The sequence below is a fragment of the Oceanobacillus sp. FSL W7-1309 genome (genome assembly GCF_038002145.1).
GTDB lineage: Bacteria > Bacillota > Bacilli > Bacillales > Amphibacillaceae > Oceanobacillus > Oceanobacillus profundus.
On sequence record NZ_JBBOBX010000002.1, the window covers coordinates 1770115 to 1786136 of the forward strand.

General features: G+C 37.7%; 21 protein-coding genes. 6 read left to right on the forward strand and 15 right to left on the reverse strand.

The window, feature by feature from the left end:
* The first annotated feature begins 604 nt into the window (after positions 1–604).
* Both NST46_RS21345 and yidC read left to right on the forward strand, forming a co-directional pair.
* Positions 605–1021: a hypothetical protein gene (locus NST46_RS21345; RefSeq protein WP_158586199.1), complete on the forward strand. Its 417-nt coding sequence runs from the start codon at positions 605–607 to the stop codon at positions 1019–1021.
* Positions 913–1728 carry a membrane protein insertase YidC gene (yidC, locus tag NST46_RS21350; RefSeq protein WP_118888625.1) on the forward strand — a complete coding sequence of 272 codons (816 nt, stop codon included), beginning with the start codon at positions 913–915 and terminating at the stop codon, positions 1726–1728. The genes NST46_RS21345 and yidC overlap by 109 nt, the downstream gene beginning before the upstream one ends.
* 10 nt (positions 1729–1738) lie before the next feature.
* Here yidC and mscL read toward each other — a convergent pair whose 3' ends face one another.
* Together mscL and NST46_RS21360 are read right to left on the reverse strand one after the other, a co-directional pair.
* Positions 1739–2116: a large conductance mechanosensitive channel protein MscL gene (mscL, locus tag NST46_RS21355; RefSeq protein WP_095309977.1), complete on the reverse strand. Its 378-nt coding sequence runs from the start codon at positions 2114–2116 to the stop codon at positions 1739–1741.
* A gap of 132 nt (positions 2117–2248) precedes the next feature.
* Entirely contained in the window at positions 2249–2401 is a 153-nt protein-coding gene (locus tag NST46_RS21360) for a small acid-soluble spore protein P (RefSeq protein ID WP_095309980.1), read from the reverse strand.
* Between the two features lie 306 nt (positions 2402–2707).
* Between NST46_RS21360 and NST46_RS21365 the strand changes: the two genes are divergently transcribed.
* Entirely contained in the window at positions 2708–2908 is a 201-nt protein-coding gene (locus NST46_RS21365) for a cold-shock protein (RefSeq protein ID WP_067724698.1), read from the forward strand.
* A gap of 108 nt (positions 2909–3016) precedes the next feature.
* On the opposite strand, the gene NST46_RS21370 is transcribed toward NST46_RS21365, so the two are convergent.
* Positions 3017–3946 (reverse strand): manganese-dependent inorganic pyrophosphatase, encoded by a 930-nt coding sequence (locus NST46_RS21370; RefSeq protein ID WP_341137734.1) that lies wholly within the window; start codon positions 3944–3946, stop codon positions 3017–3019.
* Between the two features lie 173 nt (positions 3947–4119).
* Positions 4120–4680 (reverse strand): hypothetical protein, encoded by a 561-nt coding sequence (locus NST46_RS21375; RefSeq protein ID WP_240033718.1) that lies wholly within the window; start codon positions 4678–4680, stop codon positions 4120–4122.
* Positions 4681–4953: 273 nt separating this feature from the next.
* Between NST46_RS21375 and NST46_RS21380 the strand changes: the two genes are divergently transcribed.
* Positions 4954–5409, forward strand: coding sequence for a DinB family protein (locus NST46_RS21380; RefSeq protein WP_303451123.1), 456 nt, complete (start codon positions 4954–4956; stop codon positions 5407–5409).
* A gap of 1 nt (position 5410) precedes the next feature.
* Positions 5411–6529, forward strand: coding sequence for an NAD(P)/FAD-dependent oxidoreductase (locus NST46_RS21385; RefSeq protein WP_341137735.1), 1119 nt, complete (start codon positions 5411–5413; stop codon positions 6527–6529).
* Positions 6530–6605: 76 nt separating this feature from the next.
* Here NST46_RS21385 and NST46_RS21390 read toward each other — a convergent pair whose 3' ends face one another.
* Positions 6606–7022, reverse strand: a complete 417-nt coding sequence (locus tag NST46_RS21390) for a universal stress protein (RefSeq protein ID WP_095309988.1) — start codon at positions 7020–7022, stop codon at positions 6606–6608.
* A 39-nt stretch (positions 7023–7061) separates the two neighbouring features.
* On the reverse strand, positions 7062–8516 hold the full coding sequence (locus NST46_RS21395; RefSeq protein ID WP_341137736.1) for a SulP family inorganic anion transporter: 1455 nt from the start codon (positions 8514–8516) through the stop codon (positions 7062–7064).
* Positions 8517–8721: 205 nt separating this feature from the next.
* Here NST46_RS21395 and NST46_RS21400 point away from each other — a divergent pair, with 205 nt between their 5' ends.
* The gene (locus NST46_RS21400; protein WP_158586198.1) at positions 8722–8865 is read left to right on the forward strand and encodes a hypothetical protein; all 144 of its coding nucleotides are present in this window, start codon (positions 8722–8724) and stop codon (positions 8863–8865) included.
* 172 nt (positions 8866–9037) lie between these two features.
* On the opposite strand, the gene NST46_RS21405 is transcribed toward NST46_RS21400, so the two are convergent.
* From NST46_RS21405 to NST46_RS21445, 9 genes are all read right to left on the reverse strand, one after another.
* Complete coding sequence (locus NST46_RS21405) at positions 9038–9640, reverse strand: hypothetical protein (protein ID WP_095309992.1); 603 nt, start codon at positions 9638–9640, stop codon at positions 9038–9040.
* Positions 9641–9896: 256 nt separating this feature from the next.
* Positions 9897–10859 carry a cation diffusion facilitator family transporter gene (locus NST46_RS21410; protein ID WP_095309994.1) on the reverse strand — a complete coding sequence of 321 codons (963 nt, stop codon included), beginning with the start codon at positions 10857–10859 and terminating at the stop codon, positions 9897–9899.
* Between the two features lie 57 nt (positions 10860–10916).
* Positions 10917–11570 carry a YczE/YyaS/YitT family protein gene (locus NST46_RS21415; protein ID WP_341137737.1) on the reverse strand — a complete coding sequence of 218 codons (654 nt, stop codon included), beginning with the start codon at positions 11568–11570 and terminating at the stop codon, positions 10917–10919.
* Positions 11571–11663: 93 nt separating this feature from the next.
* Positions 11664–11942, reverse strand: coding sequence for a hypothetical protein (locus NST46_RS21420; RefSeq protein ID WP_095309996.1), 279 nt, complete (start codon positions 11940–11942; stop codon positions 11664–11666).
* 44 nt (positions 11943–11986) lie between these two features.
* Complete coding sequence (locus tag NST46_RS21425) at positions 11987–12727, reverse strand: pirin family protein (RefSeq protein WP_341137738.1); 741 nt, start codon at positions 12725–12727, stop codon at positions 11987–11989.
* Between the two features lie 77 nt (positions 12728–12804).
* On the reverse strand, positions 12805–13179 hold the full coding sequence (locus NST46_RS21430; protein ID WP_341137739.1) for a MaoC family dehydratase: 375 nt from the start codon (positions 13177–13179) through the stop codon (positions 12805–12807).
* Entirely contained in the window at positions 13146–13487 is a 342-nt protein-coding gene (locus tag NST46_RS21435) for a hypothetical protein (RefSeq protein ID WP_095310002.1), read from the reverse strand. Before NST46_RS21435 ends, NST46_RS21430 begins: the two co-directional genes overlap by 34 nt.
* Positions 13484–14578, reverse strand: coding sequence for an acetyl-CoA C-acyltransferase (locus NST46_RS21440; RefSeq protein WP_095310004.1), 1095 nt, complete (start codon positions 14576–14578; stop codon positions 13484–13486). The genes NST46_RS21435 and NST46_RS21440 overlap by 4 nt, the downstream gene beginning before the upstream one ends.
* Complete coding sequence (locus NST46_RS21445; RefSeq protein WP_341137765.1) at positions 14575–16020, reverse strand: AMP-binding protein; 1446 nt, start codon at positions 16018–16020, stop codon at positions 14575–14577. The genes NST46_RS21440 and NST46_RS21445 overlap by 4 nt, the downstream gene beginning before the upstream one ends.
* Positions 16021–16022 lie beyond the last annotated feature (2 nt).

Genomic DNA, 16022 nt, shown 5'->3' on the forward strand with positions numbered 1-16022 from the left:
TTTCATTCTAATTAGGAATTGGCCCTGCATCCACTACCCGAAGTTGTAAATCACCTACGTCTAAAGACTGATATTCACATATTACGCAGTGCAGTGATTCGTTTAATTGCAATTGCTTCATTTGATGAGTGACCAATTTACTTGGCTTTCTCTTTTTTGGGGCACTCATCACCTTGATGAGTGACCGATTTACTTAGCTTTCTCTTTTTTGGGGCACTCATCACCTTGATGTTGACCGATTCTCTTGGCTTTCTCTTTTTTGAGGCACTGATCACCTTGATGAGTGACCGATTCTCTTGGCTTTCTCTTTTTTGGGGCACTCATCACCTTGATGAGTTAACGATTTACTCGACTTTCTCTTTTTTGGGGCACTGATCACTTCTATGAGTTACCCATTCTCTTGGCTTGCCCTTTTTTGGGGCGCTCATCAACTTAATGGGTGACTGAACGGCATGAAATTGGGTATTAATCAATCTTACTTATCGTACGAAATCAGCAAGACGTTACTTTACTAGAACTTAAATGACATTATTTAAGAAAAAGTGAAACCTAACTCGCTTTTGAAACGTATTAATATTATCTTTTTGAACGGGGGTGAATACAGATGCTTATCGAGCTCTTATCCGAATTATTTAACGAGTTCTCGCCAATCTATTTCTATATCGGTTTATTGCTCTCCATCATTCCATTGCGAATTTACAATCAACCAAATACTTATCAAACAGATGTGTATCTTCGAAGATCACATGCATTGCAATTTCAATTGCTTTCCTTACCTGACTTAACCGCAACAGCTCTGGATATACGTAATTGGATTACCAATAGAACGAAACGTATTGAGGTACCGGATGATAATGAAGAAGACAGCTCTTCTCTAGTTTTTTATCGTTATAAAAATCTAGGAGGGCTAAAATGGAAACAACTTCTGTATTCATCAAAATTAAAAAATATAGCTTCATCATACTTGGGCTTTTATCAATTGTATTACTTGCTGGATGCCAAGGCACAACCGAGCCAATAAGCGCTAATTCCACTGGTTGGTTTGACCATTATTTCGTCTATACGTTTTCTGTACTAATCAAGGGTTTAGCCGGTTTTTTCAATGACAATTACGGGTTATCCATTATCCTATTGACTCTATTTATTCGATTTGCATTGATGCCTATCATGCTAAAACAAATTAAAAATAATACTGCAATGAAAGAGAAAATGAATGTATTAAAACCTGAAATGGATGCGATACAAGTGAAGTACCGCAACAAGCAGGATTTAGACGAGCAGAAGAAAATGCAGGCGGAATTAATGCAGCTTTATGGAAAACACCAAGTAAATCCATTAGCTTCACTTGGTGGATGTTTACCGATGATCATACAGTTTCCGATATTAATTGGATTTTACTATGCGATTCTTCGAACACCTGAAATTGCAGCCCACTCTTTTCTTTGGTTTAATCTTGGGCAGTCGGATATCATCCTAACCATACTGGCTGTGGTCATCTACTATTTCCAGTTCAAAGTGTCTCTACTCGGTATGGACCCAAAAACAAAAAAGCAGATGACCATCATGGGGCTCCTCTCACCAATCATGATCGGCGTAATTTCGTTAAATGCCCCAGCAGCATTGCCGCTATACTGGGCAGTTGGTGGACTATTCATGATTGTGCAACAACTGATTGCTAAGAAAATGTACAACTCTTATAAAAACAGCGAAAAACCTGCAGAAGCATAATCTGCAGGTTTTATTTTACGTTTTGTTCTTTTAATAGATCTCTAATCTCAGTAAGCAGCTGTTCTTGCTTATCGATTACTTCTTCAACAACTTTTTCTTCTTTCTTTTTAAATTTAGACAGGACGCGGATTGCCATAAAGATTGCAAATGCAATAATCAAAAAATCAACAAAGGATTGAATAAAATTGCCATATAATACTTCCGCATTTCCAACAGTTATACTTAATCCGGTAAAATCAATACCCCCTGCTAAAATTCCTACGAGAGGCGTAATAATATTCTCAACAAAGGATGTTACAATTGCACCAAAAGCTGAACCAATTACAACTGCCACAGCTAGGTCAAAGATATTCCCTTGAAAAGCAAATTTTTTAAAATCCTTCCACATTAATAAATTCTCCTTTTAAAAAGTATACCTACCACTAAATATCAATTCGCAGCACAATTATAATTTTAGGGGATAGAATGGAAAAGAGCAATAATCGTAACTGATTATGCTCTTTTAATAGAAGAAGAACAATTATAAACCATGGTGTGGATTATGATTTTGTCTAGAATGATTTGCATTTTTATCCTTTTTAGAACCACTTAATGGCTCACCATATGGCTGAACTGGACTTTTAGGTAAGTTCACTTTCTCTTGCTGCTTTGGTCCCTTTGGTTTTCCTGCCATGATGTATCACTCCTTTCCCCTTTCTCTTAGTTTCTATTTTAAGTGTGATATTATGCATATTTTTTAATTGGCAAACCAACGCAAAATACTGCTATATCAGTACTTTAAGTAACAATATAAATCTCCTCAAAACTTTTTTGAAAAAAAGTGGATATTTTTAAGAAATCTATGCTATAATATAAATAATTATTGTTGTTCGTGAGAAATACAGGATAGACAGTAGTATCTCTTTAGTGATTTCGTCTTGAGTTGTATCTTGAACAAAAATAGTAATAAACGTGCAAAATGCACATGGAGGTTTTTTTAATGAACACAGGTTCAGTAAAATGGTTTAACGCAGATAAAGGCTTCGGTTTCATCGAAGTTGAAGGTGGAGACGATGTATTCGTACATTTCTCAGCAATTCAAGGCGAAGGATTCAAAACTTTAGAAGAAGGTCAAACAGTAACTTTCGATATCGAAGAAGGTAACCGTGGACCACAAGCTACTAACGTTAACAAAGCGTAAGTATTGATAAAAAAAGCTTTCCCATTTGGGAAAGCTTTTTTATTTTATATGCGACTAAATAGAAAGGATCTCTAACCTAAGATAGGAGCAGAGATCCTTTTCCATTACTTATTTTAAAAACTCGTCTGTTAACGTTGTAACAATTTGCTTCTTGCGAGATACGACGCCTTTTAACATTGCTCTATTGTTTCCTGCAAATGTTACATCAAATCCAGATGCTACTTTATCTTTCCCGCTACCGATTGCAAGTACTTCGGAGTCATTATTTAAAATATCCGTTGCAACAAATAGAAATAGATCCAATCCCTTCGCTTCTACAACCTTCTCTATTTCCGCTTCAATTTGGTCCTGGCTTTTATAAATATCACTCGTGTCAACCGCATTTACTTGAGCAATCTCGACTTTTGCCTCACCCATAGAAAATTCTTTAGCGTCCATCGTAATTAAGTCACGTGCAGACTTATCACTTAGATCAGCTCCAGCTTGAAGCATTTTCAGACCATAGGTTTCAATGTTCACTTCTGCGATTTCTGCAAGCTCATGTGCTGCTTGCACATCTTCATCCGTACAGGTTGGAGATTTTAGCAATAAAGAATCCGAGATGATCGCTGATAAAAGCAAACCAGCAATTTCCTTTGTAACAGGAATACCTTTTTCTTTATACATCTTATTTAAAATCGTAGCTGTACAGCCTACTGGCTCTGCACGAAAATATAATGCTTCTCTCGTTTCAAAATTAGAGACACGATGGTGATCGACAACTTCTAGAATATGCGCATTTTCAATGTTTTCCACACTTTGCTGGAATTCGTTATGGTCCACTAAGATAACCTTCGCACCGTCTTCTACTTTTTCAATCTGTTCAGGTGCTTTGACACCAAAATAATCTAATGCAAATTGCGTTTCATTATTAACGGCTCCAAGTCTTACCGGAACTGCTTCTTCGCCAATTTTATTTTTTAAATCCGCAAAAGCTAAAGCCGAGCAAATTGTATCTGTATCTGGATTCTGATGTCCAAAAATGAATGGTTTAGTCATACTTTTTTTATAACTCCTTTAATGTGAATTTTCTCTTGGCAGTTAAGAAAGTCCAATATTTTCTTACTGCATAAACAGGTGCAACTGAGGTTTGCCACCTAGACTCTTGGTAACAATCAAGTTTTCCAATACTAGAGTACCATATTTTTTGTCGCTATGTGTTATTTTTTGACTTATTCTATGTCTTTTAATGTTTCCGTTACATTCCAGATTCGGTCAAAGGTTGTGTAATTATTCAGTGCAATATCTAAATCATGAAAATAACGATGCAAATCACGAACAATGTCACTATCTTGCTCATCCGATATACGGTTTGCTATATCAACAATATGATTTAAATCCGCAAGTAGTGATTCATCTGTAACTTCTGTTTTTAGCTGTTCGATCTTATCGATGACAGTTTCTGCTTGTCCCCTTTGCTCATCCCAATCCAGATTATTAATCCCACCATATCCAGTTGTGTTATTATAAAACTCGTGCATCGTGGCAATAAAACGGCTTATCTCCGTATTTTCACTCCCAACGGTAGCACGTACCCGATCAATTTCTTCCATTGACTCTTGTGAAATATCCTTCTGATTTGTTGAGCCAACCAAATCCTCATCCTGGAATAGGGACTTTATATCTAGATGGAATACATTAAAAAAGAAGAGACTAGATGCAATTACTATAATTACGACGACCCAAGTCATCGTCCAACCAAACCAACCCATTTTCAGTTTTCTCTTTTTCAAAAAAAGCCACCCCTTGTTGCAATTAATAAAATACAGTTTTTCCACTCCATCCAAGTGCTTCTGTCGTTCCTTATGCTTCCTGTTTATTTTTCATCCGTGTAACATATCATCATTTTAAGAAAGTCATTGGAAACGAATTCACGAAAAATCTGTATCAAAACATCTCCCTTCCTTTATTATTCTTGAAAAGTTTACAATTTCCTTTATAAAAATCCATATAATTGTTAAAGTAGTGCTATTTCTATTATAATCAATACTATTGGAGGGATAAATATGTCACGAAAACAATTCAATTTAACAAGAACTTCTTTACTGACATTTATAAAAGAGCTAGACGAATCTACCATTGATCGCCAATCGGAATACTTTAGTAATACGATTCGCTGGCACATTGGACATGCACTTGTTGTAACTGAGAAATTTTTATTTAGATATCCTGCAAAGTCTACAAATATTCCAAAGGTTTTTGCAGAGCTTTTTAGTTCGGGTACCAAGCCGAGTGATTGGACTTCAGAAGCACCATCACTTGATGTATTAATTGAAGCACTCGAAGATCAGCAAAATCGTGTAAATGAATTTGATGATTTATTTTGGAAATCCAACGTTAAGTTTAAGGTACCGTTTGGCAGCATCGAAACACATGGAGATTTGTTAATCATGCTTGCTTATCATGAAGCAGAGCATATTGGAAAAATCAAAGCAATGCACCAAGTTGTGAAAGCTGGGTAACATGGTCAAGAAATGCATTATAATTGGCTCTGGAATACTAGGGGCAAGCACTGCCTACCATCTCGCCAAAAAAGGCGTCAATGTTATTGTTATTGATCGAAATGATCAAGGACAAGCAACAGATGCCGCCGCGGGAATCGTTTGCCCCTGGCTTTCCCAGCGCCGAAATAAAGCATGGTATAATCTAGGGAAAAACGGGGCGCGGATGTACCATAAGTTAATTAATGAATTGCAAAAAGATGGTGAAGAGGACGTTGGTTATGCTCAAATCGGTGCGATTAGTCTTCATACGGATGAAAAAAAGCTTCTTGCAATGCGTGATCGAGCACTTAAACGCCGGGAGACCGCCCCTGAAATTGGTGAAATTACCTTACTTGATTCGAAACAGACTACATCAATGTTCCCTTTACTTTCAGAAGCGTATAGTTCCGTGCATGTGAGTGGTGCAGCTAGAGTCGATGGGCGCAAACTACGGGATGCGCTGCTTCGAGCTGCAAAAAAGAATGGTGCTGAATTTATAACTGGAAATGCGAGCCTTGTTAGAAATGGCTTTGAAATTACTGGAGTTTCTGTAAATGGTACAAACATTGATGGAGATTGCGTAATTGCAGCAACAGGTGCATGGATGAATGAACTAATCGAACCACTTGGAGTAACTTTTCAAGTTACCCCACAACGTGCGCAAATCATGCATTTAGCAGTTCCTGATATGGATACATCCACATGGCCTGTTGTCATGCCTCCGAATAACCAATACTTGCTAGCATTTGATGGTGGACGAATTGTGGTTGGTACAACATACGAAGATGACACTGGATTTGATTATCGAAATACTGCTGGTGGCATACAGGAAATTTTAAATAAAGCAATTGATGCAGCTCCTGGCTTACAGAGTAGTACCATATTAGAAACAAGAGTTGGTTTTAGACCAGTTACCCCTGGTTTTCTACCTGTAATTGGGGAACTGCCTAATTTTAAAAGACTACTGCTTGCCAATGGACTAGGCTCTACCGGGTTAACAATGGGACCCTATATTGGTAACCAATTAGCAAGCCTGGCATTAGGGAAGCCGCCTGAAATTAATTTAGACAACTATCCAGTAGCTGGTGCTGTTAAATAGGTTGGGTATTTAATCCTTCCTATTTCTAACAATAAACAAAAAACTGCCCTCATGATAGGGCAGTTTTTCAATATAATTATTTAACAATCAAGACCGGGCATGCTGTTCGTTTAGCAACCTTGTGGCTGACGCTCCCCAAAAGAAAGGATTGTACTTGATTTAATCCGCGGCTTCCGATTACCACACAATCAACTTCTCTTTCTTCTGCAAACTGAACAATACATGGGCCAGGTTCTCCATGGAGTACGTGTGTACCAAAAACAACATTCGATTGTTCCAATAAATTCCGAATCGGTTTTATTTTTTCTTTCCGCTTCGCTTCAATTTCAAGCTTATTTGCAGCATACAATACATCTTTCTTAGCGGTATTTTCGTCTACAACATAAACGGTTTCAATGACACCATCAAACTTTTCAGCCAGTTCGATCGCATATTTTACCGCGCGAACGGAATGATCTGATCCATCAACCGCTAGCAAAATTCGTTTAAACAAACGCACCACCCCCGTTTTTTCCATCATAGCACAATCAGCTTAATATTCGGAAGAGATACCATGTATTTTGTTTTTCAACTGCATACTTTCCTTGTTTAGCCCAGTATACATAACTCGAATGTTAGCATCCTTAAACTTTGATTCGATTTTATCCAATGCAGCTATTGCTGAATCATCCCATAAGTGCGCATTCAGCAAATCTATTTCAACACTTTCAACTGCATCTTCATAGTTAAACCGCTTTGGAAGGTCACTAACAGAAGCAAAGAACAATTGTCCGACTACATGATAGATTCGTTTATTTCCTGCCTTATCAAGACTATCTGTCACCGTTACTTTCGAAATTTTCGCTACAAAGAAGATTGCACTTAATATTACACCTGCAAATACTCCTAAGGCTAGATTATTCGTTACAACAACAATTATAACCGTTGCTACCATTACGAACGCATCGGTTCTTGGCACTTTGAAAATATTGCGTACCGAAGACCAATCAAACGTACTAATGGAAACCATCACCATTACCCCAGCCAAAGCTGCCATCGGTATTTGAACAACAAGGTCACCCAAAACGACTATAAGAAACATTAAAAATGCGCCAGCAACAAATGTCGATAACCGACCTCTTCCACCTGATTTAACATTGATACCAGATTGTCCAATCATCGCGCATCCAGCCATACCGCCAAAAAATCCGGTTACGATATTTGCGATTCCTTGACCGCGGCTTTCCCTATTCTTATCACTTTCCGTATCTGTCATATCATCCACAATATTCGCTGTTAAAAGCGATTCTAATAAACCAACAATTGCCAATGCAAGAGAATATGGGAAAATAATCATTAATGTTTCCAATGTTAATGGAATAGACGGAATCAGAAAGACTGGCAATTGCTGTGTCAATGCCCCCATATCACCAACCGTTCGAATATCAACATTGCCGAATATCACAATTGCAGTCACAACTACAATTGCCACCAATGTAGAAGGTATTGCTTTTGTAAAACGTGGAAAAAGATAAATGATTGCTAACGTTAAGCCAACAAGTGCATACATAATCCATGTTTCCCCGACAAAGTGCTCAAGCTGAGCAGCAAATATTAAGATAGCTAATGCATTAACAAAACCAATCATGACGGAGTGCGGTACAAATTTCATTGCTTTTGCTAATTTACATACCCCAAAAACAACTTGAATAATTCCTGTTAAAATAGTTGCTGCTAATAGATATTGCAGCCCATGCTCTGCTACGAGGTTTACCATTAATAATGCCATCGCACCTGTTGCAGCTGATATCATGCCTGGTCTTCCCCCAACAAAGGCAATGACAATCGCAATGCAAAAAGATGCGTATAAACCTACCATTGGATCTACACCAGCAATAATCGAAAATGCGATTGCTTCTGGAATAAGTGCAAGTGCAACAACAATTCCAGACAAAATATCACCCTTCACATTTCCAAACCATTCTTGCTTTAATTGCTCAATTTTCAATTTTTTACCTCTTTCTATTTTATATATTATTGCTTATAAACTACCTAGATTATCATTTTCCAAAAGCTTATCATACCATAATACAAGCTTCTTATCAAAGTCATAATTTAGCGTATACACGGGTGATTTCTTCGTGTTCGGAATTTTATATTTACAGGTAATGACGAATTTGATAACCTATCTGTAGACGAAAGAGGTGTCTTCCATGAAGGGTAAAGTTGTTATACTTATCATTGTGCTTGTTACTGTAATTGCTATGCTTCTAACCTGGTGGTTTATGGAGAATATCATTGAGGATTATGATGTTGATAGAAAATCATTAGAAGAAAGCACAGAGCTTTTCATTTGAGATAGCCAGAGAAGTGTTTATTTCTTTGGTTTTTCGATTTTATCTTCTTCCACTCGCACACTCTAATTAAAACCAGTATCATTATGCCTGTGGTAATACTGCGATTCTTTCGTTGAATAACACTCGATTATCCAACACTTTTCAAATGTTAATTCATTATTCCCCAAAGCTGTTATAAGGCGAGCTTCATTATCCTGATATACTCTTTTAACGATTTCATATCAGCTTGCTTAGAATCCTTATCCAATAGTATTGGAGTATCTGTATTTACCTCAATTAAACTACTGATCGTACAATAAAAGTCTTCTCCAAATGGCATTAACAAACCACTGATAAGATCCCCGTTCTTCAGAGATGGATAGTGATTACAATACACAACACTTATCCTTTGGTGAATCACATCTTGAAAAATAAAGATACTACCACTCCTGTTGCCTGCTTCCGTTACACGATAAAAACCAGGTCGCAGCTCAAGCCAGCTAAATAGAACATTACGCAGCTTTATATTGATACCTTCCAAGCAATTCCTTCTTTTGTTTAAATAATGCTGATATATTGTTAAACCATCTGCATCACGATCGCAAAAAATAACAATCCAGATAAATGATTTAAATAATCCGCCCTGAAAATCTTCACGAATACCAAGTTGCAGGATCATCCATTCGATTTTCTTATAAAGGCGCACTCGATAATGTTCTTTAGCAAAGAATAACAGATCGTCTAGAATACCATATAGTTCTTCTGTAAGCTTATCTCTATCATAAACCACATTCACATACCTCTCCCCCTCTTTAATTATTTCCTTCATTCTAGCATAGCTAAAATATATTTCCAGAATAGTAAATATCATTATCAGTTTGCTTATCCCTACCAAAATCGAATTCTTTCCTTTGTTAAAATTAAATTTCCAATAAATAAAAGTTATTAATTTTTAACTTTTATATAAAATTTCCAGTATCTTGGCATCTAATTCCTTTAGGAGTGTGCCTTTGCTTTCTATATTGCAAAAAAAATAAACATGCAGGACATGTCTATTTTTTTTCTTCTGGATTCCAATTCTTTATATCATCTGTTTCGACAATCCCTAACAAAACATCGGCAACTTCTGGCTCCCTTAATAAAACGTCTCTTAAGCGATATTTAATATCATCCGCCTCATCTAAACTTAGTCCTTTTTTCAGTTCAACCGTGCCTTCCACATGATAAAGCCTGCCTTCTTGTATCATTCGTATCCGTTTAATATCCACGACATCTTCATCTTTTAATACGATGTTATATATTTTATCCTGAATCTCCGCTGGAGCAGATACACCGATTAAACCAACCATGTTATCATAGCCAACCCGAAAGGCAACATATAACATTAGAATCCCAATAATCATAGACGCTATTCCATCTGCGGCAAGTATACTGAAAAATTGCGCCAATACAATCCCAATAATCGCTAATACTGCACCTGCCGTAGCAACCAAATCTTCATAAAACACAAGCCTTGTTGCAGGTGAAGCCTTATTTACATTTTTAAATGCATAAGGAATGATAGCGACAGCTTTGTCGCCTCCAGTCTCCATCCTGATTTCCTTCATTGCTTTATACAAGATAAACCCGTCAACCAATAACGCAACCAATAGAATAATTAGATTAAGCCAAAAGTGCGTTGATTCTGCTGGATGCTGTAATAAATGCCAGCCTTCTTTAATTGTTTCATACGCCATTATTGTAACGACAACTACGGCAATCATGCAAAAGATATTAATAACACGGCCAAATCCTGCTGGAAAACGCTTCGAGGGTGGCAATTCAGCAAGAACACTTCCAAAATAAACAAAGCCTTGATTAACCGCATCTGCTAAGGAATGCATTGCGGATGCAAACATCGTACCACTGCCACTGAACGCAGCAGCTACACCTTTGATAGCAGCAAGAAACGTATTTCCAAGTGCAGCAATACCTGATGATGTATTTCCCTGTTTCAATCTTTCAATAATACCCATCACATACCTCCTATATAAATAGCTATACCCATAGTTGCCCTGTTATATTAGGAGAATTTATTTTGCATTAGATGCTCTTTCCGGATGCTTATAATCCCGTCGAAGCACAACCTTACCAAGCCTTAAATATGTAAATTGAAAGATTGGACTTTGAATAAACGTAAAGATAAATGTAAAAATAAAGACTGGTCCACCAATTAAAAGTCCAATAACAAGTACACTGCACTCTGTAATTATTCGTACCCTGCCAATCGGCGCTCCCAGCTTTTCTGCTATCGAAAGCATAAAGCCATCTCTTGGTCCTGCCCCCAAGCCTGCCGCATTGTACATTCCACCACCAAATCCCATAATGACAATACCAAGAATGATGAACAGAATATCAATCCATGTATGTGTCGCGTTTGGCAAAATATCCATCCAACGATACAGATCGACAAACAAACCAACTAAAATTGCATTCAAAAACGTACCAAGCTTAATATAATTTTTACCTATGATCCATGTTATTATGATTAATACAGCAGAAATGATGATATTCCATGATCCAATCGATAGCCCCACCTTTTCAAAAAAGGCGACGCTTAGCACATCCCACGGATGAATCCCCAAGTGCTGCATATTAATTGTTAATGTAATACCTGCACTGAACACAATAACGCCTATGAAATAAAACGCTAAACGAAGTGGATAATTAATTTTAACCTCCCCCATCTGTAACCATAAAAAATGCTTTATATCCATACTCCTTTTTTCAAATGTAGAGTCTGTTCCTCGATATATAGAGCCGCGCTACTTCATCTTTTTTTACTTTTTTACCCATTCCTTTGCTACCTGTGTATAGAAATCTTCATCATGACGATGGTCACGAAGCTTAATAAAAGAATCGATCAACTGTATGGAAAGCTTATTCTTGCCTTCGACGGATCCTTTTGTTAAATCCTCATGGAGCTGATTATTTTCCACCAATATGGTATGATAATTTCTCATGAGCGCTTCAGATTCGTAACGATTCGTTTTTAACAGTGTATTCAACGATTTCTTTGCGATGAAAAGCTGACTATACGATTTCATTTTTTGTAACATACTTCCTATCCTTTCATTAATTCTTATAGAATATAGTTTCTTCATCAATTACTTGCATTCCCACTAATCGTCCCAGACATAGTCATCGCTGCATCCATATCGACAAAGAATAAAACAACAGTCGTGTCTTCTATTGCTGTAATGGCTGGAAGTGGGTTATCCAAGTCTGTTACCGCTTCCTTCGGATTTAACTGAACATCATCGATTGCAACTTCTCCATCTAGTACATATAAAAAAGGCACGAGCTCTGGGTAAACAGGAATATCCAAGACATCTCCCTTTTTTGGGTGTGCGTCAAGAATATATACATTATTTCTAACATACAACGGTGTCTGACTATCCTCTGGCCCTACCATCACATACCAATTTCGATTAGCTACCTCTTTCTCATGAAATTGAATTCTAGGTTCCAGGTCTGCTTCTCTCGGCCGCACGAAAATTTGCAGCATCTCTACGTCTTCATTTTTTACTTTCTCTTCATGCCAAAAGCTAGAACCAGCATTCATCATCATAAGTTTCCCAGGAAATATTGGAGCGTCTAACCCTGATGAGTCTTTGTGATTTGATGTCCCCTTATAAACATAACTTAGTATCTCATCGTTCATATGCTCATGCATTTTTATCGTTAACCCTTTTTTCATAACAGCATGATCAATAACGCTTAAAGGACCAAATGCAGTATCATGAAACTTTTGATCAACAATATCGCCTGGATACACACGAGTTATTGTGAAATAGCCTTTGTAGGGCTGTTTATGTTTGTCTGCGAATAACTTTTGCAGCATCCAAAGCCCTCCTTTTCATTTATACATTCTGCTATTATTATAGCAAACTATAACGATTTTAGAGCTACCTGAAACAATTATATATTCTTATCTGCCTTCTGAAATTGCACTCTCCCTCGTGCCACCTGTACATCTTGGACTGTTCCCTTGACTTCAAGCCATTGTAAATCGTTTTTCTCTTCTACAATCAGTTGCAGTTCATCATTCACATATACTGGCTGCAGAAAATTCATCTCATAATCGGAAATCATCACATTGCTTTCCAAAAGACTAGAACAAAGCGCAGCACCAATACCCATGATTAGCATTCCATGGGCAATCGGCTGCCTATACTTGTATTGCTTTGCAATCTTTTCATCATGATGAATTTGATTTTGATCACCTGATAATAGCGTATATTGTTTTACTTTTTCTTCTGTTAAGAAGACCTTACAATTAGTTCGGATACACATCGAAAGCTCTCCTTTCCTTCTAAGTCGAAACCTACAAGGGTTTGTGTATAAAATGTATTCATTCCTCTTCTCACTTTTCGATCAAGCAAAACTTCACATTCGTAACTTTCGCCAATCATGAGTTGAGAATGACAAACACATTTTTGCTTTCGATGAATAGGTTCTGCTTCGTATTTCCATGGCACTTCGATATACTTATAAAATAACATCGGAAAAGTCGGTGGCAATTGTTTTTGTTTGCCAAAAATCGCTTCATACCTTTCCACCATTTTTTCAGTAATCGTCACACAAACCCTTTTTGATTTCATTTTATTCTCTCCCAGAGCACCGCTATACCAAGGCCACCGCCAATTCCAATAGTTGAAATGCAGTAATTGGGCTCAAGTCTTTGTGCCTCATAAAACAATCTTGTCACAAGAATCGCTCCTGATGCACCGTATGGATGTCCTAACGCAATCGCACCGCCTTCTGGATTTATACGGTCATACGAAAACGAAAGCGCTTGAGCAAATAATGCAACCTTCACCGCAAATGCTTCATTTAGTTCAATGAGATCAATGTCTTCTATGGATAATTTATTTTTAAATAGGAGCTTCGAAACGGCTGGAATCGGACCTGACGCAGGGTAGTTCGGATCGACTCCAATTACACTGCTATCTACAAAGCGAAGGATTGGTTGCAGATTCAGCTCCTTTGCTTTATCTTCTGACATAATTAGAACAGCTGCCGCCCCATCATTAACGCCACAAGAATTACCCGCTGTTACCGTTCCATTCTTCTTAAAACAGGGGGACACGCGCTTTAACATCCGCTCATAATTCAAATCTGGTTTTAATCCTTCATCTCTAAACGAAATATCTGCAATCCGGACCATCTCATCAGAAAAGTATCCTTTTTCATGGGAATCAAGTGATCGCTGATAGCTTAAATTCGCGAATTCATCCTGCATTTCTCTTGTAATCCCGTATTTTTCAGCAATATTCTCGGCTGCAATCCCCATATCAGGGTCACCGATATACGCTGGCGAAAAACGAGCTCGACTTTTAAAGGGGGACGTGCTCACACTTTCCACACCACCAGCAATATAGATATCGCCTGCGCCTCCCTGAATGAGATGACAGGCAAGACGGATTGCTTCTAGCCCGGAACCACATTGCCGATCAACTGTTAATCCTGGAACCATGTATGGCAGACCACTTTCCAATGCTGAAAGTCGCCCAAGGTTTCCACCTGGACCAACCGTATTTCCTAAAATGATATCATCAACTGATTCGTTAAGTTCTTTTGTAAGATCATGGATAACAAATGATGCTAACTGTTCTGGAGAATAGTGTTTCAAAACACCATTTTTCTTTCCAATTACCGTTCGTTTCGCATTTACAATCACTGCATTTCTCATACATAAAAACCTTGTTCGAACCGCTTTTTCAATTCTTGACGGGAAACTTTGCCACCAGCTGTTTCCGGAAAAGAGTCGATTTTCCGGAAAATTCTAGGTATCTTGTATGCCGCTAAGTTTTTAAGACAATAGTTTTTTAAGGATTGGATCGAAACATCGCCCTGGATAAAAGCAGCCACCTTTTCTCCCCAATACACATCACTGATTCCAATGACTGCAGCCTCTTTTACACCAAGATGGCTTTTAAGCATCTTTTCTATTTCCTGTGGATAAATGTTGTACGCTCCATATAAAATCATGTCATTTTTCCGACCAAGAATGTATATATACCCATCTTCATCCATTTTGGCAACATCATACACTGTAGCCCAATCTCCTTGAAGAACCTTTTTCGTTTCGCCTGGATTATCAATGTATCCATCAAAAAACATATTGCTTTTCACATATAATATTCCTTCTTCTCCCACTTCCGCTTTTTTACCATCTTCCTTCATGATGCAAATCTCTACGTTATGAAAAGCTTTGCCAACAGATGTATCATATTTTTCATTCGCATCGTCTTTTATAAGGGAAACAAAACTAAGCTCTGACGCACCATAAAATTCATGAATGAGCACACTGGGAAATTGTTTTCGAAACGCCTTCTTCACACTTGGCAACAGCTTGGCCCCTGTTGAAATAATGGTCACCTTTCTGTCACTTTGATATCCTTCATTTATCATTGCCTGTGTCATTGTCGGAACAACATAAACTGTCGATATAGGATATATATCAATGGTCCTCATCAGATGTTGAGCATTAAATTTCTTCAGCAAATAAACTGTACCACCATCATAGAGCGTACTTATTGCCCCATAAAGAAACGTTGAATTTACAAATGACCCAGGGATCAGTACGTGTTCACTTCCATTCATCCCCAAATCTTCTCGATTGCATGTAAATGTCTCAATCCACGAAGCATGCGAACGTACAAAAGCTTTTGGCATTCCAGTTGAGCCGGAAGTAAATCCAATATAAAATGGGACATTTTCTTCTAAATCTGCCTTTTGAAGACTTTTACTATTTACCCATTGAGCCAAATCATCGGAAAACACAACCTTGATAGGGTAATCAGCCAGAATCTTTCTCATTTTTTTATCAGCTATAATGAAATCGGGTGACGTTTGTTTCAATCGTGCTTCTATTTCTCTCTTTTTCCATCTCATATCACCAATAATACTAGCCCAGCCAGCCTCACATGCACCTGCAAATACTTGTAAAAACACGTCATCATTTGGCAAAAAAAGTGCAACCCTTCTTGTTGTGCCCGCTTCCATCGAAAAAGCGGCTGCTGTTCGTTGTACGGATTCATACCATTCCCCATAGGTCAGATGTTTTTGTTCTGTAATAATTGCAGGCTTATTAGGGTATAATTCGTTATGTTTTTTATATGTACTCGTCACTT

Bases quoted from the DNA above. Each gene is read 5' to 3' on its own strand.
- NST46_RS21345 (WP_158586199.1), top strand. From the start codon at position 605: ATGCTTATCGAGCTCTTATCCGAATTATTTAACGAGTTCTCGCCAATC.
- yidC (WP_118888625.1), top strand. From the start codon at position 913: ATGGAAACAACTTCTGTATTCATCAAAATTAAAAAATATAGCTTCATC.
- mscL (WP_095309977.1), bottom strand. From the start codon at position 2,116: ATGTGGAAGGATTTTAAAAAATTTGCTTTTCAAGGGAATATCTTTGAC.
- NST46_RS21360 (WP_095309980.1), bottom strand. From the start codon at position 2,401: ATGGCAGGAAAACCAAAGGGACCAAAGCAGCAAGAGAAAGTGAACTTA.
- NST46_RS21365 (WP_067724698.1), top strand. From the start codon at position 2,708: ATGAACACAGGTTCAGTAAAATGGTTTAACGCAGATAAAGGCTTCGGT.
- NST46_RS21370 (WP_341137734.1), bottom strand. From the start codon at position 3,946: ATGACTAAACCATTCATTTTTGGACATCAGAATCCAGATACAGATACA.
- NST46_RS21380 (WP_303451123.1), top strand. From the start codon at position 4,954: ATGTCACGAAAACAATTCAATTTAACAAGAACTTCTTTACTGACATTT.
- NST46_RS21385 (WP_341137735.1), top strand. From the start codon at position 5,411: ATGGTCAAGAAATGCATTATAATTGGCTCTGGAATACTAGGGGCAAGC.
- NST46_RS21400 (WP_158586198.1), top strand. From the start codon at position 8,722: ATGAAGGGTAAAGTTGTTATACTTATCATTGTGCTTGTTACTGTAATT.
- NST46_RS21410 (WP_095309994.1), bottom strand. From the start codon at position 10,859: ATGGGTATTATTGAAAGATTGAAACAGGGAAATACATCATCAGGTATT.
- NST46_RS21415 (WP_341137737.1), bottom strand. From the start codon at position 11,570: ATGGGGGAGGTTAAAATTAATTATCCACTTCGTTTAGCGTTTTATTTC.
- NST46_RS21420 (WP_095309996.1), bottom strand. From the start codon at position 11,942: ATGTTACAAAAAATGAAATCGTATAGTCAGCTTTTCATCGCAAAGAAA.
- NST46_RS21425 (WP_341137738.1), bottom strand. From the start codon at position 12,727: ATGCTGCAAAAGTTATTCGCAGACAAACATAAACAGCCCTACAAAGGC.
- NST46_RS21430 (WP_341137739.1), bottom strand. From the start codon at position 13,179: ATGTGTATCCGAACTAATTGTAAGGTCTTCTTAACAGAAGAAAAAGTA.
- NST46_RS21435 (WP_095310002.1), bottom strand. From the start codon at position 13,487: ATGAAATCAAAAAGGGTTTGTGTGACGATTACTGAAAAAATGGTGGAA.
- NST46_RS21440 (WP_095310004.1), bottom strand. From the start codon at position 14,578: ATGAGAAATGCAGTGATTGTAAATGCGAAACGAACGGTAATTGGAAAG.